At 49.4% G+C, this 25,410-nt stretch carries 21 protein-coding genes; 4 read left to right on the forward strand and 17 right to left on the reverse strand.

Going from position 1 to position 25,410, the window contains the following annotated elements:
- Nucleotides 1–41 precede the first annotated feature (41 nt).
- The 7 genes from K7P76_RS29410 to K7P76_RS29440 all read right to left on the reverse strand — a co-directional run bounded on the left by K7P76_RS29410 (nucleotide 42) and on the right by K7P76_RS29440 (nucleotide 9,270).
- Complete coding sequence (locus tag K7P76_RS29410) at nucleotides 42–893, reverse strand: phosphate ABC transporter substrate-binding protein (protein ID WP_232189665.1); 852 nt, start codon at nucleotides 891–893, stop codon at nucleotides 42–44.
- Nucleotides 894–917: 24 nt separating this feature from the next.
- Nucleotides 918–2,354 carry a stalk domain-containing protein gene (locus K7P76_RS29415; RefSeq protein WP_232189666.1) on the reverse strand — a complete coding sequence of 479 codons (1,437 nt, stop codon included), beginning with the start codon at nucleotides 2,352–2,354 and terminating at the stop codon, nucleotides 918–920.
- A gap of 104 nt (nucleotides 2,355–2,458) precedes the next feature.
- On the reverse strand, nucleotides 2,459–3,583 hold the full coding sequence (locus tag K7P76_RS29420) for a methyl-accepting chemotaxis protein (protein ID WP_232189667.1): 1,125 nt from the start codon (nucleotides 3,581–3,583) through the stop codon (nucleotides 2,459–2,461).
- Nucleotides 3,584–3,792: 209 nt separating this feature from the next.
- Nucleotides 3,793–5,709 carry a PhoX family protein gene (locus tag K7P76_RS29425; protein WP_232189668.1) on the reverse strand — a complete coding sequence of 639 codons (1,917 nt, stop codon included), beginning with the start codon at nucleotides 5,707–5,709 and terminating at the stop codon, nucleotides 3,793–3,795.
- A 183-nt stretch (nucleotides 5,710–5,892) separates the two neighbouring features.
- Nucleotides 5,893–7,029 (reverse strand): Gfo/Idh/MocA family protein, encoded by a 1,137-nt coding sequence (locus K7P76_RS29430; protein ID WP_232189727.1) that lies wholly within the window; start codon nucleotides 7,027–7,029, stop codon nucleotides 5,893–5,895.
- Nucleotides 7,030–7,049: 20 nt separating this feature from the next.
- A complete protein-coding gene (locus tag K7P76_RS29435) occupies nucleotides 7,050–8,012 on the reverse strand; it encodes a sugar phosphate isomerase/epimerase family protein (protein WP_232189669.1) in 963 nt (320 codons plus the stop codon).
- 184 nt (nucleotides 8,013–8,196) lie between these two features.
- The gene (locus K7P76_RS29440; protein WP_232189670.1) at nucleotides 8,197–9,270 is read right to left on the reverse strand and encodes a Gfo/Idh/MocA family protein; all 1,074 of its coding nucleotides are present in this window, start codon (nucleotides 9,268–9,270) and stop codon (nucleotides 8,197–8,199) included.
- Nucleotides 9,271–9,395: 125 nt separating this feature from the next.
- Here K7P76_RS29440 and K7P76_RS29445 point away from each other — a divergent pair, with 125 nt between their 5' ends.
- Nucleotides 9,396–10,265: a helix-turn-helix domain-containing protein gene (locus tag K7P76_RS29445; RefSeq protein WP_232189671.1), complete on the forward strand. Its 870-nt coding sequence runs from the start codon at nucleotides 9,396–9,398 to the stop codon at nucleotides 10,263–10,265.
- Between the two features lie 459 nt (nucleotides 10,266–10,724).
- Nucleotides 10,725–11,423 carry a DNA-binding response regulator gene (locus K7P76_RS29450; RefSeq protein ID WP_232189672.1) on the forward strand — a complete coding sequence of 233 codons (699 nt, stop codon included), beginning with the start codon at nucleotides 10,725–10,727 and terminating at the stop codon, nucleotides 11,421–11,423.
- A gap of 422 nt (nucleotides 11,424–11,845) precedes the next feature.
- Here K7P76_RS29450 and K7P76_RS29455 read toward each other — a convergent pair whose 3' ends face one another.
- The 3 genes from K7P76_RS29455 to K7P76_RS29465 form a co-directional block, all read right to left on the reverse strand.
- Nucleotides 11,846–12,574, reverse strand: a complete 729-nt coding sequence (locus K7P76_RS29455) for a response regulator transcription factor (RefSeq protein WP_232189673.1) — start codon at nucleotides 12,572–12,574, stop codon at nucleotides 11,846–11,848.
- 159 nt (nucleotides 12,575–12,733) lie between these two features.
- Nucleotides 12,734–14,536, reverse strand: coding sequence for a two-component system histidine kinase PnpS (pnpS, locus tag K7P76_RS29460; RefSeq protein WP_232189674.1), 1,803 nt, complete (start codon nucleotides 14,534–14,536; stop codon nucleotides 12,734–12,736).
- A gap of 18 nt (nucleotides 14,537–14,554) precedes the next feature.
- Entirely contained in the window at nucleotides 14,555–16,108 is a 1,554-nt protein-coding gene (locus K7P76_RS29465; RefSeq protein ID WP_232189675.1) for a fumarate hydratase, read from the reverse strand.
- A 90-nt stretch (nucleotides 16,109–16,198) separates the two neighbouring features.
- Between K7P76_RS29465 and yfbR the strand changes: the two genes are divergently transcribed.
- Together yfbR and K7P76_RS29475 are read left to right on the forward strand one after the other, a co-directional pair.
- Nucleotides 16,199–16,807, forward strand: a complete 609-nt coding sequence (gene yfbR, locus K7P76_RS29470) for a 5'-deoxynucleotidase (protein ID WP_232189676.1) — start codon at nucleotides 16,199–16,201, stop codon at nucleotides 16,805–16,807.
- Complete coding sequence (locus tag K7P76_RS29475) at nucleotides 16,804–17,610, forward strand: sugar phosphate isomerase/epimerase family protein (RefSeq protein WP_232189677.1); 807 nt, start codon at nucleotides 16,804–16,806, stop codon at nucleotides 17,608–17,610. The genes yfbR and K7P76_RS29475 overlap by 4 nt, the downstream gene beginning before the upstream one ends.
- Before the next feature lie 68 nt (nucleotides 17,611–17,678).
- On the opposite strand, the gene K7P76_RS29480 is transcribed toward K7P76_RS29475, so the two are convergent.
- From K7P76_RS29480 to citZ, 7 genes are all read right to left on the reverse strand, one after another.
- Entirely contained in the window at nucleotides 17,679–18,632 is a 954-nt protein-coding gene (locus tag K7P76_RS29480) for a YobA family protein (protein ID WP_232189678.1), read from the reverse strand.
- Nucleotides 18,633–18,758: 126 nt separating this feature from the next.
- A complete protein-coding gene (locus K7P76_RS29485; protein ID WP_232189679.1) occupies nucleotides 18,759–19,964 on the reverse strand; it encodes an MDR family MFS transporter in 1,206 nt (401 codons plus the stop codon).
- A gap of 53 nt (nucleotides 19,965–20,017) precedes the next feature.
- On the reverse strand, nucleotides 20,018–20,662 hold the full coding sequence (locus tag K7P76_RS29490; protein ID WP_232189680.1) for a LysE family translocator: 645 nt from the start codon (nucleotides 20,660–20,662) through the stop codon (nucleotides 20,018–20,020).
- Between the two features lie 139 nt (nucleotides 20,663–20,801).
- Entirely contained in the window at nucleotides 20,802–21,242 is a 441-nt protein-coding gene (locus K7P76_RS29495) for a hypothetical protein (protein ID WP_232189681.1), read from the reverse strand.
- 217 nt (nucleotides 21,243–21,459) lie between these two features.
- The gene (gene mdh / locus K7P76_RS29500) at nucleotides 21,460–22,404 is read right to left on the reverse strand and encodes a malate dehydrogenase (protein ID WP_232189682.1); all 945 of its coding nucleotides are present in this window, start codon (nucleotides 22,402–22,404) and stop codon (nucleotides 21,460–21,462) included.
- A 467-nt stretch (nucleotides 22,405–22,871) separates the two neighbouring features.
- The gene (gene icd / locus K7P76_RS29505) at nucleotides 22,872–24,164 is read right to left on the reverse strand and encodes an NADP-dependent isocitrate dehydrogenase (RefSeq protein ID WP_232189683.1); all 1,293 of its coding nucleotides are present in this window, start codon (nucleotides 24,162–24,164) and stop codon (nucleotides 22,872–22,874) included.
- A 107-nt stretch (nucleotides 24,165–24,271) separates the two neighbouring features.
- Nucleotides 24,272–25,387 carry a citrate synthase gene (gene citZ, locus K7P76_RS29510; RefSeq protein WP_232189684.1) on the reverse strand — a complete coding sequence of 372 codons (1,116 nt, stop codon included), beginning with the start codon at nucleotides 25,385–25,387 and terminating at the stop codon, nucleotides 24,272–24,274.
- Between the last annotated feature and the right edge of the window lie 23 nt (nucleotides 25,388–25,410).

The raw sequence follows: 25,410 nt of genomic DNA on the forward strand, positions 1-25,410 counted from the left end.
TCTTCCCATATGTTGGGTTATTGTATTGGAGCGTTATTCGATTACTTGATTGCGGAAATCGGAATGAATTTCAGCTTTTTCAGGGAACCGTTTTGGAACTTCTTGCTTTGGATGTACTCGATGAATGCTTTAACAGCACCCTCAGGCTTGCCTTTAGTCATGTAATAGCCGTAGCCCCATACTTTATAAGTTCCGTTAATGACATTCGCTTCCGAAGGAGCCACGCCATTGATTTGAAGAGCTTTCATGCTGCTTGTTACGTATACGAGATCGATATAACCGATAGCGTTAGGCGTCGTTTCGATGGCTGTTTTCATATCGCCGCTCGATTTGACTTCTTTGTAGTTGCTGCCTTTGCTCAGGAAGTCGGAGCCTTGCAAAGCTTTCATTTGGAAGTTAACGCGAGTACCGGAACCGAATGCGCGGTTAACGACGATGATGTCGGCATCTGCGCCGCCTACGTCTTTCCAGTTCGTTACTTTACCGGAGAAAATGTCTTGCAATTGTTTTGTCGTTAAGCTGTCGGATTTCACGTTCTTGTTAACAACAGCTGCGAACGGGATAACCGCTACTTTGTTCGCTACTTGGCCATCGAATTTCTTGAAGCCGGGTACGTCCGTGGAAGCATCCCAGTCTACTGCGCCGATATCGGCAATGCCTTTGCGTACCGATTGCGGTCCAGTTACGGAACCGGCTGCCGAAGCCGAAATTTTAACCTTCGGGTTCAGCTTTTTGAATTCGTTAGCCGCTTGAAGCGTGAGCGGAAGAAGCGCGGAAGATCCATTGATTACGATTTTACCGCTTAGGGAGCTAGCAGCACCCGCTACGGATACCGATGTCGTGACTAGCGCAATCGCCATTGCGGCGACGGATAAAGATTTGAACAATTTCATTGATGATTTCTCCTCTCAATTCTCTTACTTAGTTGTTGGTTTCCAATGTCCATTAATATTCACATACACATGACCGTTATTAATTACTGCGATCGGAGCGCCTGCTTTCACTACGATTTCGCTTACGTTCTCGGAAACGGTGTACAATTGTTTCGCAGCGCCCGTTGCTGGATCGACTTCGTAAATGAATTGGTTCGTTCCATTTCCTTCGGTTAGCAAATACCATTTACCGCCGGAAAGCGTAGCTTGGTACACGTCCTTTTCGATGAAAAGCGAATTAACGGCTTTGTTTTTGCTTACTGTGATCAAAGTAGATTTAACGCCCTCTTCGTCGCTCACGCTCACATAGGATACAGCGGAAGCGTCCGCTGAAGCATGAATGAACACTTTATCATCCGAAGAAGTTGTAAGCTGCACCGCTTTATTGTTCGAAGGATCGACCGTGTACATGTAAATTTGCGGCTCGGTACCTTTCGTATCAATGGTGACATCGTCATTTTCTACCGGCTTCGAGCTATCTGCAACAACCGCGCCTGGCTTTGTAACCGTATAAGTGAATGTTTTGCCGTCTGCGGAAACTTCCAGATTCGCTTTGTAATCCACTTTGTCTTCAAGAATCTTGGAGATCGTGCCTGAAGCCAGTTCCAGCTTGGCGATGACGCTGCCTTTATCCCCTTGCAGGAAATACAGCGCTGTACCGTCAGGCGACCAGACCAATTCCGGTTTAATCGAACTGTCCGCGCTAGCTTTCGTGGAAGCGCCAGTGCTCAGATCGATGATGAAAACTTCGCCGATTGCGTTCGAATAAGCAGCTTTCATAGCGTTAGGAGAAACGACTAATTCCGAAGCGTCTGCCGCATTCAGCAATTCCTTGTATTTACCTGTTTGCGCATTGACCAAGTAGTCGAAACGGCCCGTTTCATTCTCTACTGAACCGATGAAACTTGTGGAATCTATCCACTGGATATGGTCAATGTCAGCTAACAAGTTCGCGTCGATCCAAGTCGCGCCGGAAGCATCCTTCGCGAATTGAGCGCCCAAAGCTTGAATGTACGCTTTAAGCTCCACGTATGTAGTCCCATTAACCGACTTTACAGGCACTGTCAATTGTTGCTCGACGCCGTCAACCTTAATCAGGTTGCTGTTCGTTTTTAACTCCACCGTGTGCCCGTTCAGCGTCGCTTGAACTCCGCCTTTAACGGCCTGCAGCGCAGCGCCTAAATAGGTGCTTATTCCCCTAACGGAAACAAGTGTCCTGCCTTTCTCGATAAAGGTACTGATATTCGCCGAAACTCCGTTTACGATGTAAGTCGAATTTGTAACCTGTACCGGGCTAGCTTTCGTTGCGCCGACTTTCGTTGCGCTCGCTTTCGTTACGGTTGCTGCGGAAACCGCGCTCACGGCGGATACTCCTACAGCTAACGCCAATACAGAAACAATAGACGCTTTTTTTAGCAACATCGACTCTGATCACCCTTCTAATTGTGGTAGATTTAACTTACTAGTGTAAGTATAGTTTTCAATTGTAAAGCGTCTGTTCAAGTTTCGTTTTCGAATTGTTAAATTTATGAATTTAATTGAGTGACAAGCTTCTGAAATTCATTGCGAATTTCGTTGGATATGTCCTTCGCTTCCGTCGAAGCGATCATAAGTCTGGAAGCCGCTTCATGATTGAGCTCCGAGGAACTCCAGAGCTGCGCGAAAGTATCCTCCGTCTTCTTCACTTGGGAGAACCCTTTGTCCGCCCCTTTCTTTCCCTCCCCTACCAAGCTTGCGGCGCTTTGTACGGCTTCCGTCATCGATTTGATAAGCCCCGTAATTTGGCTTGCTGAATGCTTGGTTCGGTCCGCCAAAGTTCGGATTTCATCGGCAACGACGCCGAAGCCTTTACCTTGCACGCCAGCGCGGGCAGCTTCGATCGTCGCATTCACGGCCAACAAATTGCATTGATCCGCTAATTCCGCGATTAGTTGAATGATCTTGTCCGCTGCGGCCGTTCTTTCCGTCAGCTGGATGACCGCTTTCTCTTGCCGTTCGGCATTGGCGGACCACAGCTTAAACAGCTGCAGCATATCGTTGAGTTCATTCCTGCCTTGATCGGTAATTTCCGCGATCCGTTCGCTGCAAGCTTGCGTGTCGTTCGTTGTCTCCGTCACCTTAGCTACGGACTCGTGAATGTTGGCGATCATAGATTCCGTATCCCGAATCGTGCGAATCTGCCGACTTACCGCTTCTCGTTGCAGCAAGCGCGACACATTGAGCAAATCGTTAACCGTCAGCATCCCTACAAACCTGCCATTGTCGGTAAGCAGGACCGCATCGTAGAAGGTCTCCTCGGCGCGGGACAGCGCACGGTCGATGATTTCCTGCGGCTCGATTGAAAGCTCTGCGGTTAGCGGCAGCGGATCCATCAAAGCGGAAACCGGCCTATTCCCGAACAGCGACATCCCGAACAGGGAGCCGAGCAATCGGAAAAACCGGTCTTTCATGATCAACCCGATCGGACGATGCTGATCATCGCACACTACGACGCACTCCAACTGTTTCTTGCGCCGAAACAATGTCACCAGTTCATCGCTTTGCTGAGTTGGAGGAATGACCGGACAGCTTTTCATCCAATCCTTAACAACAACTGGCTGAAAGATTTCAGTGATCGTATGTTCTATAAGTAATTCAGAAGCGCTTATCAAGGAAACACCTCGGTTCTACATAGAATAAGAGAAAATTTTCCCTTATCTAGAAAATATCAAATTCATGTCATCCATTTGTTCGAAGTTTGTCAACGGAACGTAAAGTTTGTTGAATTTGATTTGAAAATAAATAGCAGCCCCCGCCGACTTAGGAGAGGGGCTGCTATTTATTGGATCCGATTAAACGTTATAGAACTGATTGCTTTTTTCTATTCTTTACCCTCTGATAATTTAGAGATCGCAGGGATACCGCTAATATAACCGACCGAACCGGCGCGTTTGTTATCCCAATACTTATTAATGAACTCATTTATTTGTGCTTTCAATGGTTCAGGAGCAAGCATCTCGTCGCCTGGATGCTGAAGATTGCTCATGATATAAGTGAACCCGTTCAAGTTGTCAACCGCCTGCAACCCTGTCGCTTCACCGCCAGCCGGGACCGACATGATCCGGGACAGCTTCTGAGTGTCCACATTGTAAGCCCATAGGAAGTTATTTGTATGCATGCCGCTGTCTTCTCCGATAAACAACGTTCTCAAGCTTTCGGAGTATGAAAGGTTGTCCGGGTTGGCTACTTTGTCAACGACCGCCGTATTGCCCTTTTCATCCGCCTTAGCCAAATCTTCGCCGAAAACGATGCTTTTCATGTCAGCCGGAACGTATTTGCTGTCGATTGCTTTCTGGCTGGAGTCGACTTGTTTGCCTAGAAGGTTGAGTTCATAGGTTGCGCCGGCTTTAAGTTTCGCTACTTGAATATGGTCTGCAGGATCTTCGTTTTTGGCATCCTTTTCCATTGCCTTTTCCACATAAGACATCGCAACATATACTTTGTTGTCTTTTGTATTGATGGCAACGCCTTCCATTTTGTTGAATTCAGCGGTTGCGCCCTGAATGGCGCCATAACGACGCGATTCCATGAATGCAGCAGCCTTTTCCATGCCCGGTTTCACTTTAAGCCATTCGATTTTGCCTGTCGGGTAGGTTTTAATTTTCGTAAACCCTGCAGTATCCTTGTCTGTGGTTTCGAACAGGTCGCTGAATTTCAAGCCTTTGTCGATATAAGTTTTAATTTCACTGTCCGAAGCGTGTCCAAGCTGGATCCAGCTCAATGTGGCCGCTCCTCCGTTTTTATCGCTCGTTTGGTTCCACTTAGCCGCATACAGAGTACCGGCAGAGAGGTCTTCCGCTTTATCGGCAACATACATGAACAGCATCGTATTTCCGCCGTCATCTCCGAAAATAACCGTTTTGCGATCCGGAGCTACTTGTCCGAGTTCATGAGAAAATCTGCCCAAGCTATAGTGTTTAACGACAGTTGTTGAATTGTTGGCGTTCACCGTTACTTCCGGAATATATCCGTAAGCATACGGGTTGCCGACTTTCTTGTCATCCTGATAGAAGTTTTTCGTAAAAGAAGAGACGAACGTTTGAGTCGGATCCTTCTCGTAAGCTCTAGCATCCGGTTCGTACTCTTCGCTGCTGAGAAGCGTGTTCCAAGGAGTCAGCGATCCGTTACAAGGAATCCACAACCCGCCGACTGCGGAGAAATCAACCTTCTTCACATCCGTCACTTTTAGTTCGCCGGTTTGTTTGTTTTGGTCGATCGTGCTTAAGCCCATGGAAGCAGGAATGATTCCGTAAGCCGATTTTCCTGCATTATTGCTTGTGATGTACTCGTAATGAGTAAGCAGAGAAAGAGGATTTCCGCCTAGTCCAGTAGCAGCCGCTCCTTTAACGCTAAACAGAGTGTTGGCGTCAGGCGCGTCGGAAACGTAAGGTACAGGCTTATCTGCTACGCTAGTGTCCATGATAGGTTTGCCATTGACATCGACTACCACACCGGCAGGTATGCCACTAATGACATCCGTGGATTTGAACAAAGTGTTATAAGTCAGAGGATACGATTTGATATAGCCATTCGTATAAGTCACTTTCAAAAATGCCGCCGAATAGGCTTTTGCCATGTCATCAGCCGTTATCGGCGCGTCCATGCCAATAAACTCTAATGCCTTGACTTTTTTTCCCGCGTTTGCGTATGCGCCTTCCGGCGAGATAGAAGGGAATAATAAAGCCAAACCCAGTACAGGGGCTATAATCCTCGCTGCTTTGCTCTTTTTCCTTTTCATTTATACACTACCTCTCCTTATGATCAATACTATAATAACTATAAACAGCATTTGTTAACTGTAAGTAAATTGAAATTGCATTGTTTGATTAATCTTTGAAAAAAGGTTTGAAAAACATGCAAAAAAAGAGGCTGCTTCACTGTCTCAAGAGACAATGGGCAACCTCTTTACTTTTTTGGTAAATTAAACCTCGTCCACGTTGACCCAAGCGCCGCGCTCGATGGACAAATCGACCGCTTCCAATACTTCTTGGCATTTAACTCCGTCATAGAAGGTTGGAGTGAATGGCGATCCGGTAGTCATATGTTGAACGAATTCGTATACGATATGGACAAATGCGTGCTCGTATCCGATAATGTGTCCCGCCGGCCACCAATTGCCCGCATACTTATGCGATGAATCAGTCGCCAGTATGGTGCGGAATCCCGCCAAACTCGGCTCATCCTCGCGGAAATACACTTCGAGTTCGTTCAGTCTCTCCAAATCCCAGCGAATAGTGCCTTTGCTTCCGTGGATTTCGAAAGTGTTGTGGTTTTTGCGGCCTGCCGCAAAACGGGAAGCAACGAACATGCCCATTGCTCCGTTCTTGAAGTCGGCAAGGAATCCGGTAGCATCGTCAACGGTCACTTCGCCTTTCTCGGTAGCGGATGCGTTCCCGGAAAGTCCCGATGACGATGTCAGCAATGGACGCTCCTTTACGAATGTCCGGTTGTGACCGACGACGCGATCGAACTCCCCGATCAAGAAACGGGCAAGGTCGATGCTGTGCGCGTTAATGTCGCCGTGTGCGCCGGAGCCTGCGACTTCCTTCTTAAGGCGCCAAGCGAGAGGCGTGTTCGGATCAACGAGCCAATCCTGCAAATAAGTTGCGCGATAGTGGTGAATTTCACCAAGACGGCCTTCATCGATAATTTGCTTAGCTAACTGAACGGCGGGCAAGAAGCGGTAGTTAAAGCAGATCGCGTGTTTCACGCCCGCTTTCTCCGCCGCAGCGAGCATTTCTCGTCCATCCGCCAAGTTAAGCGCAAGCGGTTTTTCGCAGAAAACATGTTTGCCGGCTGCGATTGCCGCAAGCGCGATTTCCTTGTGGGCATCGCTTGGCGCGTTGATATCGACGAAGTCGATATCTTCACGAGTTACCATCTTGCGCCAGTCGGTCTCATACGAATCCCAGCCGAATTTTTCCGCCGCTTCTTTGACACCATTTTCATCGCGTCCGCAAATCGCCTTCATGACCACGTTCGCTTCCGTATCGAAGAACATACCTACGTCTTTATACGCATGGCTATGGGCTTTACCCATGAACTTGTAGCCAACCATGCCCACGTTAATATTCTTTTTTACGCCCACCACATTTCACCTGCGCTTTCGGTGAGGATAAGTCCGTTGAGGAAGTTAGCCGCTTTAGTGAAGCCTTCGTTCACGCTCATCAAGCCATCTTCATGCTCGATGCTGATCGTTCCGTCATAGCCGACAAGGCGCAGCGTGCTGACAAGATCTTTCCAGAACTCGTCGTCGTGACCATATCCAACCGTGCGGAATACCCATGAACGCTGCAAAATATCGCCATAGTTTTTGTTATCCAGAACGCCGTTGATCGCCGTATTGCGCTTGTCGATCTTCGTATCTTTGGCATGTACGTGGTAGATGGACTTACCAAGAGCTTTAATGCACTCGATCGGATCCATGCCTTGCCAGAAAAGGTGGGAAGGATCGAAGTTTACGCCGATATTGTCTCCCGCTTCCTCGCGAAGGCGCAGCGCCGTTTCCGTGTTGTATACGAGAAAGCCCGGATGAGCTTCGATGGCGACTTTTACGTTATGCTTGCGAAGGAATGCGGACTGTTCCTTCCAGTAAGGAATCGCGATTTCATTCCATTGCCATTCGAGCACCGTCAGGAAATCAGGCGGCCAAGGGCATGTCACCCATGAAGGATATTTGGAATTCGGGGATTCTCCCGGGCAACCGGAAAACGTGATAACCGTATCTACGCCAAGTTTCTCCGCTAATTGTACGGTAGCAACGAAATCATCATGATGCGATTTGGCAATTGCGGCGTCCGGGTGCAGCGGATTGCCATGGCAGCTTAGCGCGCTAATTGTTAGACCACGAGAGTCAACAGCATCGCGGATGCGGCTAATCGCTGCCGAGTCGTTCAAAATTTCCTTAGCGTTCACATGTGCGGTTCCAGGATAAGCCCCGGTTCCGATTTCAACGGATTGAAGGCCTTCAGCCTTGGCGGTATCCAAAGCTTGTTCAAATGACTGTTGGCTGAACAATACGAGAAAAACTCCTGATTTCACTAGTCCCCACCAAACCTTTCTTGTCCATATCGTGATATTGGAGGTGCTGCACGCTAATGATGTACGCGCGTTCATTTAGCCCAATTACAGTTTACATGAGAACGCATGGCATTTTCCACCCCTAATTTGTTAAGAGAGGAATAAGCCGAGAGGACGAGTCGCCCTGAAGGACGACTCGAAACCGTTACACGAAACTAACGGCTTGTCCTTTGTTCGCCGATTCATATACCGCTTCAAGAATTTCTTGCACGACCAATGCTTGCTTAGCAGTAACAACCGGCTCTCTGTCATGCAGAATCGCATTGATCCAAGCCCGCGCCTCTTGCTCCGCCGCATCGTCGGGAGCTGCTCCGCCGCCGAAATCTCCGGACATCTGAATTTCTTGCGTGTACAGACGGCCATGCTCTTCGCCATTGATACGCAAGCCTTTCTTCATATCCGCTCCGGCTTTCGTACCGCATAGAGTTACTTTCGCTTCATCAACATCCAGCGTATTAAGCGCCCAACTCGACTCCAACCATACCGTAGCTCCGCTCTTCATCGTAATCATGGCAAAAGCGGAATCCTCTACCGTGAACTTGGACGGATCCCAGTTGCCCCACATATTCGCTTCACTGCCCTGCTCCGCCAGCTTGCGGTAAGAAGATCCCAGCACAGTCTTCGGCTCGTAGTTATCCATCATCCACAAAGCCAGGTCAAGCGCATGGGTTCCGATATCGATCAGCGGACCTCCGCCTTGTTTCTCCAAATCCAGGAACACACCCCAAGTAGGCACTGCGCGGCGACGAACAGCATGGGCTTTCGCTATGTAAATTTCGCCTAAATCGCCGGCACGGCAAGCTTGATGCAACCAGCGGCTATCCGCGCGGTAACGGTTTTGATACGCAATGCTCAGCTTGCGGCCGGTTCTTTCCGCCGTTTCCAGCATGCGCCTGGCGTCCTCAGCGGTCTTAGCCATCGGTTTCTCGCAGAGAACGTGTTTCCCCGCTTCCAATGCGGCTATCGAAATTTCCGCATGCGTATCGTTTGGCGTACATACGTGAACGACATGTACATCCGAGTCGCGCAGCAACTCGTACACATCGTTGTAAACTCTGGCATCTTGGGTACCGAATTTATTTTTGGCATCATGCGCCCGATCCGGTGCCACGTCGAAAAATGCCACAACCTGCGCTTCCGGGATTTTGGCGAGCGAAGGTAAATGTTTTCCCATCGCAATCCCGCCGCATCCAATCATCCCTACGTTAACTTTTGACAAAATGCTTGTCCTCCTTGCGACTTTTCAATATTCAATCTACAATTAGTGTACCATAACTTATTATAAATCCCATCCGCTCAGATGCGAGTATTTTATGCGATTGTGTCATATAAGGGGATGAACCCGTGCAGGCTGTCAGGGAAAAGATCGAATACGAGAATCCGTTGCTTTCTTTGAAAATATGGCAGGTAACCCGCAACGACTCGGGTTCCGTCGATTGGCATTATCACCCCGAGTGCGAACTGCTGCTCGTTCAGCGCGGGCGGTTGGATATCGATCTTAGCGAAGAAACGTACTCTATTGAAGATGGGGACGTCGTTATTCTCGGCAACTCCCAGCTTCATCGGGATCGCAGCTCCAGCGGGGTGCTCGAATATATCGTGCTTCAGTTCGATCTTCATACTTTTTTCGACCAAAGTACGATTCCCTATTTGCAATATTTTAATGAAACGAAAGTGCCGTTAAGCGCCATGAATTATGTGTTCAGGGAGAACGAGCAAGCTCGCAACGAAGCGGCGGATTGCATCCGTCACATTCACCAAGAAGCTTCGCGTAAAGAAAGCGGGTACGAGCTGGCGGTGAATATGTTGATTAAGAAGCTGCTGCTCATCCTTATACGCAACGACAGCCGCGGCCTGTTAGCCGATCAAGACCGGGTCGAACGAATTCGGCTTAAGCCGGTGCTCGACTATGTCGAAGAAAAGCTGGACAACCGGATCGCCGTGGAGGATGCCAGCCGTCTTGCCAACATGAGCTACTATTACTTCGTGAAATTTTTCAAGAAAATCATGGGCCTCTCCTTCACCGAATACGTCAATTTCCGCAAAATCAAGCGAGCCGAGCAGCTGCTGCTCACCCGCGACATGAGCGTCACCGAGGTCGGCGACCAGATCGGCATGGCCAACATGGCCCACTTCTACAAGATGTTCAAGCGCTTCAACGGCTGCTCCCCCAAAGAATTCCAACGCAAAATGCTCGCCTGGGGGCGGGGTTGATTATATGTTGCTTATCGAGCTCTGCACCCCACGTTAACACCGCTCGAGCGCTCAGCGAAGGCACTTTTTTGGCCTTCATCCAGACGCCTGACCGCTAACTCGCTCCACCAGGGCACTTTTTTGGCCTTCATCCAGACGTCTGACCACTAACTTGCTCCACCAGGGCACTTTCTTGGCCTTCATTCAGACGTCTGACCACTAACTTGCTCCACCAGGGCACTTTCTTGGCCTTCATTCAGACGTCTGATCACTAACTTGCTCCACCAGGGCACTTTTTTGGCCTTCATCGACTACACATTTTTTTTACAAACATATATTGTAAATTATGCTGGAGTATGCTACTTTACAGATATGCCTGTTACATAAAAACGGTCGTGAAGCACACGCCACTCTTTCCGGATTATCTCCGGTTTGAGTGGCTTTTGTATTTTTATCACATATGAGAGGGTGTATAGCAAAGTGAAATCCAAAGAAAAAGTAATGATTAGTGTAGAATTTGAAAAAGCCTATGAGACTTGGATGGCCAACCAAATAAAAATAAGCAAGGGGGAACGTAAACGAAGATTAGTCGAGCTATCTAATCACGCAGAAAAAATGTTTGCTCTACAAGTTTGGTGGCCTTCTTTTGGGAATTTTACAGGACTGCATCCGGAATTCGAAATTAGAGACTTCAAAGATGGATGGAGATATTTGGATTTTGCTTATATTTCAGAGGGATTGAGGATTTGTATTGAGATTGATAGTTATGGCACACATTGGCGAGATGTAAACAGGGACCAATTTTCCGATCATTTAATGCGACAAAACCATTTGGTCATTGATGGGTGGCTGGTGCTTAGATTTTCATACGATAATATTGTGGATAAACCCCGCCAATGCCAACAAATCTTACAACAATTATTGGGTAGATGGAGGGGCACGAGCAATTTAAGTCGGCTTGCTTTAACACCAACTGAGAAGACAATTTATGACCTCGGGTGCGCACGAACGGAGCCGCTTACTCCAACAATTACAGCATCAACTCTAGGTATGCATAGAAAAACAGCTGCAAAACACCTTCGAATACTCGTTGAAAAAGGATTGATGCAGCCAATTGAGACTAGTTCCTCTAGAGTAGTTAGGTATAAAGTAAAGCCAAATCGGTTCTCTAAAGAGTAAATGACCTTCATACGCCCGAGCTTACAGGGATTCCTTATGCGAGGGCACTTTTTTGGCCTTCACGCGCTCGTATCCGATTAAGTTCAATGCCCGAGGGCACTTTCTTGGCCTTCACGCGCTCGTATCCATTTAAGTTCAATGCACGTGGGCACTTTTTTGGCCTTCACGCGCTCGTATCCGATTAAGTTCAATGCGCGAGGGCACTTTCTTGGCCTTCACGCGCTCGTATCCAATTAAGTTCAATGCACGTGGGCACATTTTTGGCCTTCACGCGCTCGTATCCAATTAAGTTCAATGCACGTGGGCACTTTTTTGGCCTTCCCTTCCCTGCACCAACATTCTCATTTTGTATCGGAATCCTAACCATCATCCCACGACGCCACCAGCCATCGAAACAACCAACAAAAAACCTCGCCGAAGCCTTAGCGGCTTGACGAGGATGCTTTGCGGTTAATGAATAGTTTGTAGCCTACGCCGCGGATGGAGTCGATTTGAACGGTTTGTTGGTTCAACTCCAGCTTCTTGCGAAGCGAGCTGACATGCACGTCGACCGTGCGTTGACCGCCAATATAATCGAATCCCCATACGACGTTCATGAGATCATCGCGCGTGATGACGATGCCCGGCCGTTCCGCCAAGTAGAGCAACACCTCGAATTCCTTCGGTCGCAGCGTGATCCATTGGCCATTCGAGAACACTTCGTATTTGTCCGGGAAAATTTGCAAATCGCCTATCGCGATGACTTTATCGCCGTTCGTCGCTTTCGAAGGCTTGTTATCTTCGTTACGCGAGCGTCTCAGTACCGCAGACGTTCGAGCTAACAATTCCGCCACCCCGAACGGTTTTGTAATATAATCGTCGGCACCGAGCTTAAGCCCCTGTACCACTTCTTCCTCCGCATTCCGCGCAGTCAGAATGATAACGGGAGTTTTGACTCCGTTCTGACGCAGCTTTTGCAGCACTTCAAATCCATTCATGCCAGGCAGCATCAAATCCAAAAAAATAATCGCGTATTGCTCATGGATCGCCTTATGGAGTCCTTCTGCACCGTTCCCGACGACTTCCGTCTCATAACCTTCTTGCGAAAGATTATACGTGACTAGACGTGCAAGTGTCGGTTCATCTTCGATAATCAGCACTTTGTCCGACATGCGTTCCTCCGGTCCAGCAGGCAAACCTGCCTAATTGGCTCTACATGTTAGTTTTATCATACCACTGTAAAGGCTACATCATGCAAATGTTAACGCAACGTAAAATAGGTGAAATACGTAAATCGGCTCGACTATCATGGGACGGTTGTACGCGTTTTATTAAGGCTGCAATAGCGGCAGCTCCAGAATAAACTGCGACCCTACGCCGACCGTGCTTTCAACTCTGATCGTCCCATGATGCAGCTCGGCCAAATGTTTAACGATAGATAAGCCTAGTCCCGTACCGCCGGAGCTGCGCGAACGAGCTTTATCCACTCTGTAAAACCGCTCGAAAATCCGTGGGATATCCTTCTTCGGAATCCCAATCCCTGTATCGGATACGGTAATCCGCACCATTTCTTCCTCTTCCCCATCGTTCGTGGTGAAGATTTCCGCCCGAACTTTGACTTTTCCGCCTTCAGGCGTGTAGTTGATCCCGTTCTGCATCAAATTCATTAGAATTTGTCCTAACCGGTCTTCGTCCGCCTCCAAGAACAGTCCCTCTTCCGTTTGCACGTCGAGCACGATTTCTTTTTTGGCAGCCTCGGCGGACAATAATTCCGTCATTCGGGCAAGGAACATCGGCAAATCAATCGGCGAAAATTGCAGCGGCGAACGTCGAGACTCAATCTTGGACAGCTCCAGAATGTCGCCGATCAGTCGATTTAACCGCTCGCTTTCGTCCTGGATGATCGTTAGGAAAGACCTTGCGGTTTCCGGATCGTTCATTGCTCCTGACAACAGCGTTTCCGCAAATCCTTTGACAGCCGCAACAGGCGTCTTTAATTCATGGGACACGTTGGCAACGAATTCGCTGCGCATCCGCTCCAATCGCCGTATGGCCGTCACGTCCTGAACGACTAGCAACAGGCCGGGTTCTTCGTCTCCGCTTAATCTCATAGGGACAATGTTGATTTCCAGCAATCGTTCCTCCGGATAATAAACCGTTAATTCCTCGTGCAGTGGAACCGGGTTCTCCAGACCTTCCCGAATGAGCCCGACCAACTCGAAATGCTGACGAATTTCCGTATAGCTCCGGCCGACGCGCTCTCGTAAAGTACTTCCAAGCAGCAGCTCCGCTTGGCGATTGTACAACGTGATCCGACCATCATGGGCAATCATGACGACGCCGCTTGTCATGTTGTCCAATACGCTTTGCAGCCGCGTACCGTTCTGGCGAATCTCGGAGAGTTGTTCCTGCAAGCTTCCCGCCATCGCATTAAGCGCCCTTGCCAGCTCTCCAACCTCGTCCCTGCCGCCTTCGGGCACGCGAATGGCGTAATCCATATTGGCCATTCTTTTGGCCGCGGATGTCATACGCTCAAGAGGCCGCGTAACGCTAAGCGCCACTCGATAGCTAATAATCGCAGCTATCGCAAACAATAAGAATAATCCGAATATTAAAGCAAGCCACATGTTATTGAGGCTGCGCTCCACGTCGCCTAGACTCATTGCCAAGCGAATAATACCTTGCTTGTCGGACCCTTTATCCCCGTTTACCGTTATCGCCACGTACAGCATGTTCTGCTGCAAAGTATCGCTGTGACGGATGCTGCTGCCGGTCCCCGAATCCAGCGCTTCCTGCACCTCAGTGCGCCCCAGATGGTTGTCCATTGTCGCGGGATCATGATCGGAGTCCCCCATGACTTTCCCGTCGAGCCGAATATACGTCACGCGCATCCCGGCGATTTCCTTAAAACGTTTAGCCTGCGTCTGCAAATATTCGCTCTGATTGGCTTCATTGTCCATTACCGGCCAAGGTGCCGCGGCGTTCAATACATGCAGCTCACGGATCATATGATCGCGCAAGGCCGCTTGATGGTTTTTCTGGTAAGAATTGCCCATCAATAATCCGGCAGCCAGAACGGAGAAGCCGATCAGTAACACAAATAAGCCGGTCAACTTCAAGCGGAATTTAGACATGGACGGGTGACGGCTCCTTTAGCTGGCAAATACGGGATCTTTGAACTGGGCAAGCTTGGCTTTGGAATCTTTGTCCACGTCGGCGTGAAGGCTGTTGCCGTGAGAATCCATTGTAACGATCGCCGCGAAACCCTCGACTTGCAAATGCCACATCGCTTCGGGAATGCCAAACTCCATGAAGTCTACGCCGTTAACCTTCTTGATGCATTCCGCGTAATATTGGGCCGCTCCGCCTACAGCGTTCAAATAAACGCCGCCGTGCTCTTGCAATGCCGCCAATGTTTTCGGTCCCATTCCGCCTTTTCCAATGACCGCGCGCAGGCCGAACTTTTTCATAATATCGCCTTGGTAAGGCTCTTCGCGAATGCTTGTCGTCGGACCTGCACCCTTGACATGCCAGCCTGCGTCATCCTTCAGCATAACCGGCCCGCAATGGTAAATAACGCCGCCGTTCAGATCGATCGGCGTTTCGTGGTCCATCAAATGCTTGTGCAAGGCATCCCTTCCGGTATGCATCTCGCCGTTCAGGATTACAACATCGCCTACTTTCAACGCGCGCACGTCTTCCTCGGATAACGGCATCTGAAGTACGATTTCTTTCGGATTAGACTGGGCCGAAGCACCTGCTTCTCCGGAAGAATCCGCGGCAGGTTCAACCATCTGAATACCTGTGCCGCCCTCGTAAACCCAACTCTTGATCTCATGCGTAGAACCGTCAAGCACGACGCCTTGGCGACGATATGCCCAGCAATTATACGCTACGGATACGAAAAAACTCGCCGGCAACCGGTTGTTGACCCCAACCTTGCACCCGAGAAGCGTTACGTTGCCGCCGAAACCCATCGTTCCGATGCCAAGCTGATTCGCTTTGTCTAATATATATTCCTCAAGCTGCTGAAGCTCAGGAATAGGATTCGTATCCCCAACTTCACGGAACAATTGCTGCTTAGCCAGCTCATAACCCGTTGTCCGGTCTCCCCCGATGCCAACGCCGATGAATCCCGCGCTGCAGCCTTGTCCTTGCGCCTGATATACCGCGTGCAGCACGCACTTACGGATTCCGTCCAAATCGCGCCCCGCTTTGCCTAAACCGTCAATCTCGCAAGGCAAGCTATATTGGATATTTTTATTTTCACAGCCGCCGCCCTTGAGAATGAGCCGTACGTCAACCTCATCGCGCTCCCACTGTTCGAAGTGGATGACAGGCGTGCCTGGCCCGAGATTGTCTCCCGTATTCGCTCCGGTCAGGGAATCTACGGAGTTGGTACGCAGCTTGCCATCCTTGGTCGCTTGAGCGATCGCATTCTTGATTTCCTGTTTCATGATGATCTGATTTGCTCCAACCGGAGTGTGGACGATGAATGTCGGCATTCCGGTATCCTGGCAGATAGGAGAAACGCTACATTCCGCCATCTCGATGTTCTGGGCAATGGTCGTTAACGACAATCCCGCACGGGTTGCGCGATCTTCCGCCACGCGGGCTGCGGATATGGCACGGCGCACGTCCGCCGGAAGGTTAGTGGACGTTTCCACGATAAGCTTGTACATGCTCTGTTCGAATGATGATGACATATTGATTGCTGATTCCCCTCTCTGTTCGTTGATCCTAATCCATTATATAATAGCATACAGATAAGCGGTGGGAGAAAAGGAGTCAAGTTCATGGCAAATCATTTTTTGGCTTATTTGTATCGTCTGCAATATATCGAACGATGGAGCCTTATGCGCAACACCACGTCCGAAAACGTTGCGGAGCACTCTTATCATGTCGCGCTGATCGCCCATACTCTTGGTACTATTGCGCGGGAAATATTCAAACGCGACGTCAATCCCGACGAGGCTGTCACTTACGCTTTGTTCCATGATGCCACGGAAGTGTTTACCGGAGATATCCCGACTCCAGTCAAGCATCATAATCCGCACATTTTGGCTAATTTCCGCGAGATCGAGGCTTTGGCCGCGGATAGGCTCCTTGCGACCGTGCCGGCGGCGCTTCAGGAAAATTATCGTCCCCTGCTTATCGGCAAGCCGGACAATCCTGAGTTGAACAAATTGTTGAAAGCCGCCGATCTGCTGGATGCTTATCTCAAATGCATAAGCGAAATGTCCGCGGGAAATCGGGAATTCGCAACCGCAAAACGCCAAAGCGAAGAAAAGCTGCGTAAGTTGGATATGCCCGAGGTCGAATGGTTTCTAACCCATTTGGCGCCCGGTTTTGAAAGAACGATCGACGAATTATCCGAAGATGAACAAGGAGATGGTGAACGATGAAGCTGAAAATATTCAAAGCCTTATGGGGAATGGAACATCTGCCGCTGGATCAACAATTCAAGCTTATTTCTGAGGCGGGTTACGCGGGGATCGAATCGCCAATGCCTGAACATGCGAACGAAGCTCTTTTCCGCAAGTTGCTTAAAGAATACGGATTAGAGTATAACGCTATGGTATTCACGGACGGCGACCACAAGGAATCGTTTAAGCAACAGGTTGAACGGGCCGCAACCTTCTCTCCAGTCCTCATTAACGCTCATAGTTCGAAGGACGATGCGCCTTATGAGGAGCAGTTGGAATTTTATCGCTATGCCGTAGACGTGGAACGCTCCGTCGGTATCCCCGTCGCTCATGAAACGCACCGCGGTCGCGCGATGTTCACGCCTTGGGCGACAGAACAGCTGCTAAAGGATGTGCCAGGGCTAAGCTTATGCGCGGATTTCAGCCATTGGTGCAACGTCTGCGAATCGCTGCTTGAAAATCAAGGCGAGCGCATGAAGTTGGCTTCAGAACGCTCGATACATATTCATTCGCGCGTCGGCCATGCGGAAGGACCGCAGGTCAATCATCCGGCCGCGCCTGAGCACGCCTCCGCGCTAGTCGCGCACTCGGTATGGTGGCGCGATATCATCCGCAACCGCCGCGATCAGGGCGCGGAGTTCCTGACCGTCGTGCCGGAATTCGGCCCTCCCGGCTATCTTCAAACTTTGCCGTTCACCAACCAGCCTGTTTCCGATTTATGGGAAGTCTGCCTATGGATGAAAGGGTACATCGAAAGCCAATGGGACGAATGGTTGGCCTGAGCGAACGGGATTACTAGGGGTAATTAATGAAAAGAGCCTTCAGAATAAATCTGATGGCTCTTTTCCTTCTATTCCCCGACAACCTCAATGGCAAATACGTAGCTGGAATCTCCTTCGGAAATCCTCTTTTCCTTATCCTTCATCCACCAGGCGGATAGACTGTAATAGTAAATCCCTTTTTCCTTCGGAGCCGCAAAAGAGCTTCCGTCCAATTTTTCTTGTGTAACAGCTCTGCTAGCGCTTCTTGATACGTAAATCTCCGTAGGCTGCTTTACGTTCTCAAACGCAAATGTGATTGTAGCGCCAGGTTCAACTTGTTCCTTCGGCTTCTCCTTGAGCATTTCTTCCGGACCCACATAATCGGCGCATCCCGTACCCCAGCAATAGGAGCTTTGATACACGGCTAATTTCTTCTCTCCGGCCTTGATCAACGGCTGCGGGGGAGTTGCTCCCAACTCTCTTCCCTCCTGACTAGCAACTTGATTATCCTTTACTCTGATCTCAACCGTTTTCTCATCGCCGTTTTGCGTCACCTCTACGATCCATTCTGCCAACTTTTCATCAAACTTGACTTCTTTAATGGCCGGTATGTCGTAACCTGACACCTCCGGGGAAGACAGTGCTTTCCTGACTGCTTCCGCCTCGGACAGCGATGCACCCTCCGGTTCTAAACCAGTAATAACTGCGACGGTATTCGCTTTGCCTTGCGCGGGATAGCTTTCCGCGATTGCCCCGTCGGCCCGTACTTCTACGTGCTGCCCTACTTCAATGTTAAAAGGTGAATTCGAGAACCAAATCGCCTCATAATAATGGCTTGCGCCGCCATTCGCGCCGAAATCTCTTTCCGTCGAATTCACGACTAGAATTCTGTTTTTTTCTTTTTTCACCACATAGCCGTTAAAGCCCGAATTATGAGCCTCCGCGGTTTTGACAGCCTGCGGTTCCCTCTCGGGTTTATTCCCGCAGGCAGCAAGGATCATGAATAACGAAATCATCATTATAGACATCTTATATTTTCGCATTCTAATACCCCCTCTTTCACTAAATCTTATTAAACTCATAGACGTAAATTCATGGTTTAATGTTCCATATAACAAAGAAAAGCAGCCCTAGAGGCCGCTTCCCTTCTCCAAATATCCCTTTTAACATCAAGCTTGATTTCGTACTACCCGATACTGTGCAAACCCGGCAACCGCCAATAACGCCGCCAACGCCGTGAACAATACTTCCCCGTTGCTCCAGCTAAACAACAATCCCCCTAAGATCGGACCTATCCCGCGGGACAACAAATTGCTCGCTCCGTACACGGAAAAATAAAAGCCCCGCTGCTCCTTCGGAGCCATGATCGAAATCGCCTTCTGCATATGCGGACCGAAGAGCATTTCACCGATCGTGAAGACGAATTCCGCAACGAAAAGCCATATGATAACCGAAGAATAACCATATCCCAAAGAAACAGCCGCAAACAAAGCATAGGATACTCCGATGATGAAATGCGACGACACCGCTTCCGTTCGTCTGGCAATCCAAATTTGCAGAGCAATCACCATGAAACCGTTAAAGGTGAGTACCGCTGCCAATATCATCTTGAAGTTATCGAAATTCGTTTGGAGATGGAGCGGAAAAGTCGTCTCGACTTGAGCGTATAACAATCCAACCGGCAGGCTCAATAAAGTCATCAGCAGCAAAGATTTGTGTTTCCTCAACGAAATCCTTGGTTTCAGATGGCCTGGCGTCACAGAAGATTCCGGGTTTACCTTAGTCATTGGAGCGGTTTCCGGTAATCTGAACCATACCAACAAAGCATATACAACAAAGGAAATGGCGGACAAAAGGAATACGGCCGATGGATTCCAACTGAACATGAGCAGCCCAAGAACCGGGCCAACCGCTGCACCAACGTTAAATGCCGTATGCATTAAAGCAAATACTTCGGCACGACGCTCCTCCGCTACCATATCGGTAATTTGCGCGTTCGCCGCAGGCATGTACAAGGCAAATCCGATACCGTTCACGATAGAAATCAAAGCATATTGCCAAACTTCGTCGGCGAAAATATAACCGAGCATGCACAGCATTTGAAGAAATAACGCAACCATGATGAGCGGTTTCCTGCCGAACCGATCGCTCCAACTTCCGCCATACCAGCTGATAAACATGCCACATATCGGCTGCAAGCCAACGATGATCATCGGCAGCATAATTGAACCTTCCATTCGGTCGTACAAATAGAGAACTAGGAATGGCCGGATCATGAAACCCGTAATCGTAGTCAACGCGGCTCCAAGCACCCGTATCCATATTCCGCTGTCGTACCGGCCAAACACGTTCGTAATAAAGTTTGTTTTTATCATAAGCTCTGTTTCCATTCTTTGTGCAAAATAGGTTTAACCGAGGTTGTCCACGTTTATAAAATAAGCGAGTGAAGCCCGTTCCAGAATAAGTTGACGGCAAAACCAAGAAATAAGATCGCGGATAACAATGACAGCACTCTTAGCGCCGAAGTCCCCACTTTCTTCGCCTGACTTCCAAGCCATGCTATCGTAAGCGACCAAACAATACCTGCCATTACGAACCCGATAACGAAAGCGGCGAGCACGTTACCGTCTTGAATGTCGAGGTCCGCAACGACCGAACCCGCGATCGCCGCGAAGGACAGGATAAGCGTCGGAGAAGAAATAGCGAGACCCGCTCCCACCAGAATGTCCCCCCACCCGCTTCGGCTTTTTATCGTTTCCCCATCCGTGCTTAGCTTCTTGGGCTTTATCGTATCCCGGATCATATTGACCGTAAACCATAGCAGTACCAGCGTTCCTCCAATCCAGAGCACCCACTGAACCGTTAAATAATGAAAGACGGCCGTCCAACCGAACAGCGCGAGCGACAAGTAGAAAGCATCGCCGAAGCACGATCCGAAACCGATCCGGAACGAAGCCGTGAACCCGCGATCCATTCCCGTTTTCATAATCGCTATGTTCACGACGCCTAAATCCAAGCATAGCGCCAGCGAGAAAAGAAACCCTTTGATGAACGCATATATCAACGACTCCACACGGTTAACCTCCACAATCCCTGAAACTATTCACGTATTATATCACAGCGGTTTTGGACGATATTAAGCAAAAAAATCCCCGCCCATGAGAATGGACGAGGTTCTTGTCTGCAAATCGTTAAACATGAATGCAATCGACTTACGCAGCGTACATAGGATGTTTCATGATCCAAATGACGACTAGAAATAAAATAAAGGTAATAGCGCTGAGCGTTTGAACTTTGGAAATGGATCCGCTGGCATTTTGGCTATTGGCCGAAGCCGCCGCAATTCGTTTAAGCGGAGCTTGCACGATTCCCGTCAAAGCACCGATTGCCACGAACAAGACGATAACCGTTATCATCCATGCAACGGTGTATTTGGCACCGCCTTCCGCGTTGGAGATCAGGTATCCTCCCGTGAGCAGTTGCAGCACCAGCGAGTATTGACCCATTCGTCCTGCCGACAGAAGACCGCTAGCCAAGCCTTCTTGCGCCGGTCCCGACAGCTGCTTAAATTTTCCTACCACGAACGGCATAATCGCATAAATTCCCATTCCAACCGCACCGACTACGTGCAAGAACAAAAAGACTGAGTACATTTACCGTTCCCTCCAATAGTTAACATACTAAGACAACCTTAGTATACACAAAAAAGTATACGATTTAAAACGAAAACCTTGTGACTTCTCCCTACTGTGCGTTAGGATTGACCTTGAGCTCCCATCAACATTCGTCGATACAAAGCCATATAAATAAAGCCTTGCCTCGTATTAATAACGGGCAAGGCTTATTAATCTGTTCATTGCGCATGTACGATTACGCATTCTCGACGATTTGAATGACGTTGCGAACGGATTGCGCGGATTTCTCAAGCGCCGCTTTCTCTTCGTCCGTCAGGTCGATTTCGATAACCTTCTCGATACCGTCGCCGCCCAAGATCGCAAGCACGCCCATGAACAGGTTGTCGTAGCCGTATTCGCCTTGCAGAAGCGCGATGACCGGGAGAATGCGTTTTTTGTCTTTAAGAATCGCTTCCGTCATTTGCACGAGGGATGCAGCAGGCGCATAGTACGCGCTGCCGTTACCAAGCAAGTTAACGATTTCGCCGCCTCCAACGCGCGTACGTTGAACGATTGCATCGATGCGATCTTTAGGAAGCAGCTTCTCAACCGGAATGCCGCCGATCGAAGTATAACGAACGAGCGGCACCATATCATCGCCATGGCCGCCCATTACAACGCCGCGAACGTCTTCTACGGAAACATTCAATTCTTGAGCAAGGAACGTATTGTAGCGCGCCGTGTCAAGAACTCCGGATTGGCCGATCACGCGGTTTTTCGGGAAACCAAGTGCTTTGTTAGCCACGTAAGTCATCGCGTCAACCGGGTTGGATAGAATAATCACATAAGCATTCGGGCTAGTCGCTTTGACGTTCTCGCAAACCGACTTAACGATACCCGCATTCGTATTCACGAGGTCATCGCGGCTCATTCCCGGCTTACGGGCAATACCTGCAGTAATGATAACAACATCCGAATTAGCGGAATCTTCGTAGTTTGAAGTACCCACGATGTTGGAGTCGATGCCTTGTACAGGCGTAGATTCCATCATGTCGAGCGCTTTGCCTTTAGTCGGATTTTCCAATTGGGGAATGTCCAGAAGAACGACGTCTCCCAGTTCCTTCTGCGCCAGCATAAGCGCCGTAGTCGCCCCAGTGAAACCCGCGCCAACAACCGTAATCTTCGCACGTTTGATCGCCACTTAATATTTCCTCCTTTTATTTACCCCGTGCTTCTGCACAGGGGTCGATAATGAAGAGACGGATTGGAGTTAACTGCATTTATGCATTTAATCAATTGCGAATCACACAAACGAACCTAATTACCTGCAAAAACTCATCTAATTCCGCCCAATCCAGCCATACAGCACGAATCCAGACTAATTAACTGCACTTTTGCACTTATTCCCTTTAATCCGCCTTCCCATAATGAAATAACTGTACATTTGCAGTTATTTCAAAGAAGAGCACACAGTAAGCTCATATCCCGGAGGGAAAGGCAGCGACAAGCAAAGCGAGTCGATCCATTCCCTCCGAAAATATGGCGCCTCCCAGCACAAGCCCCGCTCAGACCGCTCGTCGGCAGCTCCCATCGCAAAGGCGGGTGTCCAGAGGGCTGCAAGCCCTTGGAATCCCCCTTGGAAAGGGGGACTTAGGGGGATTGATCAATTTAGAAGTTCTTTATTATCTCGTCCGCAAACGCCGAACACTTAACCTCAGTAGCACCCTCCATCAAACGAGCGAAATCGTAAGTTACGACTTTGCTGTTGATCGAAGTTTCCAAGCCTTTGTAGATCAATTCAGCCGCTTCCAGCCAGCCCAAGTGCTCAAGCATCATAACGCCGGACAAAATAACCGAACCCGGGTTCACGACGTCTTTGTCCGCATATTTCGGCGCAGTACCATGAGTCGCCTCGAAGATAGCATGCCCAGTTAAGTAGTTGATGTTAGCGCCCGGCGCGATACCGATACCGCCAACTTGAGCTGCCAATGCATCGGACAAATAGTCACCGTTCAGGTTGAGCGTAGCAATAACGTCGAAGTCGGTTGGACGAGTCAGAACTTGCTGCAGCGCGATGTCGGCGATCGCATCCTTGATCAGGATTTTGCCGGAATCAAGCGCCGCTTTCTGAGCCGCGTTAGCCGCTTCTTCGCCTTTGTCGGCCTTCACGCGATCGTATTCGGACCAAGTGAATACTTTGCTGCCGAATTCAGCTTCAGCCACTTCGTAACCCCAGTTTTTGAACGCGCCTTCGGTGTACTTCATGATATTGCCTTTATGAACAAGAGTCACGGATTTGCGGCCGTGTTTGATTGCATATTCGATTGCCGCGCGAACGAGGCGTTTAGAGCCGTCCTCGGAAACCGGCTTGATGCCGATACCGGACGTTTCAGGGAAACGGATTTTGTTAACACCCATTTCCTTCTGCAGGAACTCCAAAACTTTCTTCACTTGCTCCGTACCGGATTGATACTCGATGCCCGCATAGATGTCTTCCGTGTTTTCGCGGAAAATGACCATGTCGACAAGCTCCGGACGTTTAACCGGGGAAGGTACGCCGTCGAAGTAGCGAACTGGACGCAAGCAGGCGTAAAGGTCAAGCTCTTGGCGAAGAGCCACGTTCAGAGAACGGATACCGCCGCCGATTGGCGTCGTCAAAGGTCCCTTGATGGCAATGATCATTTCACGAATAACAGTCAAAGTATCTGCCGGCAACCACTCGCCGTAAGTATTAAATGCTTTCTCGCCGGCGAATACTTCGTACCAAGCGATTTTTTTCTCGCCGTTGTAGGCTTTCTCAATGGCTGCATCCAATACGCGCTTGGATGCTTTCCAGATGTCGCGGCCTGTGCCGTCGCCTTCGATAAAAGGAATGATCGGATTGTTAGGAACTTTAAGTACGCCGTTATCTACTGTAATTTTCTCGCCGGAAGTCGGCGCTGGGAATTTTTCGAGTTGCATGTGTTTGTTCTCCTCCTGGATTATCACGATAATTTTCGCAAAGAACCGGCGATCGCTTTCCCGCATCATTCCGATGGAGGCAACTCGCCGGCAACATCATTTTAATTTTAGCCGCGCTTCGCAATAGCTACGTAATGCTGGTTCACCGGACCGACGTACTCGGCACGCGGACGAATTAGACGGTTATCTTCGTATTGCTCAAGAATATGAGCCGTCCAACCGGAAACGCGGCTGACCGCGAAGATCGGCGTGAACAAGTCGCGCGGGATTCCGAGCATCGTATAACAGGAAGCCGAATAGAAATCTACGTTTGGCTTAAGCCCTTTCTGCCTTGTCACAAGATCTTCGATCTTAATGGACATGTCATACAGCTTCATGTCGCCGTTCAACTCGCCAAGCTGTCGCGACATTTGCATCAAATGCTTGGCGCGCGGATCGCCGTTCTTATAAACGCGATGACCGAAGCCCATCACTTTTTCCTTGTTGTTCAGCTTGTTCTGAATGTAAGGCTCTACGTTGGCAACGGAGCCGATCTCATCCAGCATAACCATAACCGCTTCGTTAGCGCCGCCGTGCAACGGACCCTTTAACGCACCGATCGCGGACGTTACGCCGGAATAAATATCCGACAAAGTCGCAACGGTTACGCGAGCCGCGAACGTCGAAGCGTTCAGCTCATGATCCGCGTGCAGAACAAGAGCCTTGTCCATTGCTTCGATCGCGACCTGTGCCGGCTCTTCTCCGGTTAACATATACAGGAAATTGTGAGCGATTCCCACGCCTTGCTTCGGCGCGATCGGTTCTTTGCCCTCGCGAATACGAGCGTAAGCAGCGACAACCGTCGGCAGCTGCGCCTGCAGTTTAACCGCTTTACGGTAATTCGCCTCGCGGCTCATATCGTTAGCTTCGCCATCGTACAATGCCAGGCTGGATATGGCGGTGCGCAAAGCAGCCATAGAGTTGCTGGCTTTAGGATACAACCGCAATCCTGCAATGACATCGGCTGGAACTGCAGCGTATTCGCCTAGCTGGGCGACAAGCCCGTCCAGCTCTGCTTGAGTTGGCAGCTTGCCATGCCAGAGCAAATAAGCAACTTCTTCGAACGTCGCTTGTTCCGCTAATTCGTCGATGTTAATCCCTTGGTATGTCAAGATGCCGTCAATGATGGAGCTGATAGACGATTTAGCCGCTACGATGCCTTCAAGACCTTTAGTCGCTGTCATATTTTTCTCTCTCCTTTATCCGG

The organism is Cohnella silvisoli (assembly GCF_021190915.1).
In the GTDB taxonomy this organism is placed as follows: Bacteria; Bacillota; Bacilli; order Paenibacillales; family Paenibacillaceae; genus Cohnella; species Cohnella silvisoli.

Bases quoted from the DNA above. Each gene is read 5' to 3' on its own strand.
- K7P76_RS29410 (WP_232189665.1), bottom strand. From the start codon at position 893: ATGAAATTGTTCAAATCTTTATCCGTCGCCGCAATGGCGATTGCGCTA.
- K7P76_RS29415 (WP_232189666.1), bottom strand. From the start codon at position 2,354: ATGTTGCTAAAAAAAGCGTCTATTGTTTCTGTATTGGCGTTAGCTGTA.
- K7P76_RS29425 (WP_232189668.1), bottom strand. From the start codon at position 5,709: ATGAAAAGGAAAAAGAGCAAAGCAGCGAGGATTATAGCCCCTGTACTG.
- K7P76_RS29430 (WP_232189727.1), bottom strand. From the start codon at position 7,029: ATGGTTGGCTACAAGTTCATGGGTAAAGCCCATAGCCATGCGTATAAA.
- K7P76_RS29455 (WP_232189673.1), bottom strand. From the start codon at position 12,574: ATGTCGGACAAAGTGCTGATTATCGAAGATGAACCGACACTTGCACGT.
- pnpS (WP_232189674.1), bottom strand. From the start codon at position 14,536: ATGTCTAAATTCCGCTTGAAGTTGACCGGCTTATTTGTGTTACTGATC.
- K7P76_RS29465 (WP_232189675.1), bottom strand. From the start codon at position 16,108: ATGTCATCATCATTCGAACAGAGCATGTACAAGCTTATCGTGGAAACG.
- yfbR (WP_232189676.1), top strand. From the start codon at position 16,199: ATGGCAAATCATTTTTTGGCTTATTTGTATCGTCTGCAATATATCGAA.
- K7P76_RS29475 (WP_232189677.1), top strand. From the start codon at position 16,804: ATGAAGCTGAAAATATTCAAAGCCTTATGGGGAATGGAACATCTGCCG.
- K7P76_RS29480 (WP_232189678.1), bottom strand. From the start codon at position 18,632: ATGCGAAAATATAAGATGTCTATAATGATGATTTCGTTATTCATGATC.
- K7P76_RS29485 (WP_232189679.1), bottom strand. From the start codon at position 19,964: ATGATAAAAACAAACTTTATTACGAACGTGTTTGGCCGGTACGACAGC.
- K7P76_RS29495 (WP_232189681.1), bottom strand. From the start codon at position 21,242: ATGTACTCAGTCTTTTTGTTCTTGCACGTAGTCGGTGCGGTTGGAATG.
- icd (WP_232189683.1), bottom strand. From the start codon at position 24,164: ATGCAACTCGAAAAATTCCCAGCGCCGACTTCCGGCGAGAAAATTACA.
- citZ (WP_232189684.1), bottom strand. From the start codon at position 25,387: ATGACAGCGACTAAAGGTCTTGAAGGCATCGTAGCGGCTAAATCGTCT.